The sequence below is a fragment of the Haliea sp. E1-2-M8 genome, assembly GCF_030649675.1.
Lineage (GTDB): Bacteria > Pseudomonadota > Gammaproteobacteria > Pseudomonadales > Halieaceae > Haliea.
In genome coordinates, this window is sequence record NZ_JAUTDR010000060.1 from 1 (window position 1) to 2,678 (window position 2,678).

The window sequence follows — 2,678 nt, forward strand, 5'->3', positions numbered from 1 at the left end:
CTTCGACATAAACACTCCTTTTGCCCATTATGGGCTTCTTTGAAGTGTCCGTGGAAGTGGGGTAGAACCCCATGGTGCAGCCTGCGGCCAAGGCAGGTCCCGCCTTGCGTGTAATCATGGCGACAGGGAAATTCCAAGGCGTGATTGCCGCAACGACGCCCACGGGTTGTTTTATAACAACAAGCCGGCGGCCCGCTTTGTCGTGTGGGATGACATCGCCGTAGATGCGCTTACCTTCTTCCGCGAACCACTCGATAAAGCTTGCGCCATAGGCGATCTCTCCACGGCTCTCGGTCAGAGGCTTGCCCTGCTCCCAACTGAGAATACGTGCAAGGTCTTCCTGGTTCTCTATCATTAGATCGAACCAGCGACGAAGTATGCTGGCTCGCTCCTTGGCGGTTTTACTCCGCCAGCCGTCCAAGGCTGAGTTGGCTGCTTCGATGGCACGTCGTGTTTCTGTGGTGCCGAGCTGGGCTACTTCCCCAATCTGGCTATTATCAGCCGGGTTCGTGATGGCAAAGCATGCCTTATCGTCAGCATCGACCCACTGGCCATCGATGTAAGCCTTCTTGCGGAGTAGGGTGGTATCAGTGATTTGCACGGTTAGCCTCTCAATAAACGCTGCCGGACGTAGGTGCCGGTTCTTCAGGGAAATTTTTGAATTTGCTGGCGAGTTGTACGAGGGATCGCATCAACAGGCTAGTATCGACGCCAACCGCAACGAAATTGCACCCCAGTTCAAGATAACGACGTGCTAACTTTTCGTCAGCAGACAGGATGCCAACGGCCTTGCGGGACTTCTGGATTCTTGCAATTCCGTCTTCGATGGCAGCTTGCACATCGTGATGGCCGGGGTTCCCGCGATGTCCTAGGGAGGCACTCAGATCTGCAGGGCCGATGAAAACTCCATCGACGCCTTCGACTGCAGCGATGGATTCAATGTTGGCGAGTCCTTCCTGACTCTCGATCTGAACAAGAAGGCACATTTCCTCATCTGCCTTGTCCAGGTAGTCGGCAATGTTATTCCACCGGGAGGCACGGGCTAGAGCGCTTCCTACGCCGCGGATGCCCAAGGGGGGATAGCGCATGGCACGTACTAGTTGTCTGGCCTGCTCCGCATTATCGACCATGGGCACCAGCAGGGTCTGAATGCCTAGGTCAAGGTACTGCTTGATCAATGCTGTATCCCCGACTGGAGGACGCACCACGGGTTGCACTGGATAGGGTGCCAGGGCCTGGAGCTGTGCCAGTATGCCGTTCAAGTCGTTCGGGGCATGCTCCCCATCGATCAGCAGCCAGTCGAAGCCCGCATTGGCAGCGAGTTCAGCCGAGTAGCTATTGGCCAGCCCCAGCCACAAGCCGATGAGTTGGCGGTTGCTGGTGAGCCCTTGACGGAAATTATTGATGGGCATTTGCATAACAAAATCCTCGTTTGTAACGGCAGGCTGGGTATTTGATCCGCCGTAATTCGTGTCAAAGCTACCGTCGTGGTACGTCGCCAAGTGTGAGTGGTACTAACGCTGACACGACGAAGAGAACTCGTGGACAGTGCATATATATGACCTGTCCGAACGCAGTCGCAATGACTGCGGTCGCGGCGATGACATAGGTTCGGAGCTAAACGTTTACCAGGGGAGCGGAAAAACGGCATTGATCTGGCCGGTACCCGAGCTGCCGAACGGCTCGGTAATGATCTCTACCGGCTTGTTGTAGTTTTCACCACCGAGCAGGCCTAACAGCATGGCGGTATCATGCATGCCACCTTCCCCGTAGCAGTGCTGAGCATAGTCCGGTAGCATGGCGCAAAACTCCTTGAAGCGACCCTCTCTCCAGAGTTCAACGACCCGCTGATCGACTTGGCGGTCAAATTCTCGTGTCCAGTTGTGGAGATTTTGGGCTGCCTGTCGATCGTCGCTAAAGCGATGGGAGAGCGAGCCAGACGCTAACACGAGTACCTTGCGATCACTCTTTTCGATGGCGCGGCGAACAGCGGCACCAAACATGAAACTGTCCTCCAGCCTGTGCCAGGCGTTCCAGGCAGCAACGGAAACCACCTTAAATTTCTGGTCTTCAGGAACGCCGACGTGCATGTAACGCATGGGCACCAGCGTGCCATATTCCAGGTCCAGGCTCGGGATGTTATGTGCAAGCGTGCGGACATCGGCATCGTTGGCCTCTTTGGCCATCAGTTCGCCCAACTCAGGAGAACCCTGGTAGCGGTACTCCATATCTCTTATAAAATGAGGCAGTTCACCACTGGTATAGACACCCTCGAAGCGCTCGCCGCAGTTGATATGGTATCCGCTGTTAACCAGCCAATGCACATCAAAAACGACGGCCGTGTCTGCACCCAACTCGCGAGCGCGACGCCCAATTTCTTTGTGGCCGTCGATAGACGCCTGACGACAACCGTGATGCTCCCCCGGCAATTCTGACAGGTACATTGACGGGACGTGCGTGATCTTGGCTGCAAGTACAACTTCACCCATTGTGTGTCTCCTTTGCTCGACTAACGTGCTGCCGAAGCGTTGCTAAAGTGAAAAGGCAATCGAGATTAGGCATCGCGGCTCCCTTCGGCGAAATAACTGCCACAATCCGAGAGTTCAGGTCACTAGTGTCCGGTTAAAAGTTGAATAAATTCAGTTGGTTGCCGTGGGCATCCAGTTCGGTTATGTCGC

At 55.0% G+C, this 2,678-nt stretch carries 3 protein-coding genes; all 3 read right to left on the minus strand.

The annotated features are described in order from the left end of the window. Positions 1-601: aldehyde dehydrogenase family protein (locus Q6D67_RS21435; RefSeq protein ID WP_304707868.1), on the minus strand; the 601-nt coding region annotated here is incomplete at its 3' end. A 10-nt stretch (positions 602-611) separates the two neighbouring features. Further along, positions 612-1,418 (minus strand): 4-hydroxy-2-oxoheptanedioate aldolase, encoded by an 807-nt coding sequence (hpaI, locus tag Q6D67_RS21440; protein ID WP_304707870.1) that lies wholly within the window; start codon positions 1,416-1,418, stop codon positions 612-614. Positions 1,419-1,625: 207 nt separating this feature from the next. Next, a complete protein-coding gene (gene hpaD / locus Q6D67_RS21445; protein ID WP_304707872.1) occupies positions 1,626-2,489 on the minus strand; it encodes a 3,4-dihydroxyphenylacetate 2,3-dioxygenase in 864 nt (287 codons plus the stop codon). Positions 2,490-2,678: the final 189 nt, after the last annotated feature.

Coding starts and splice junctions, on each gene's coding strand:
- hpaI (WP_304707870.1), bottom strand. CDS start 1,418: ATGCAAATGCCCATCAATAATTTCCGTCAAGGGCTCACCAGCAACCGC.
- hpaD (WP_304707872.1), bottom strand. CDS start 2,489: ATGGGTGAAGTTGTACTTGCAGCCAAGATCACGCACGTCCCGTCAATG.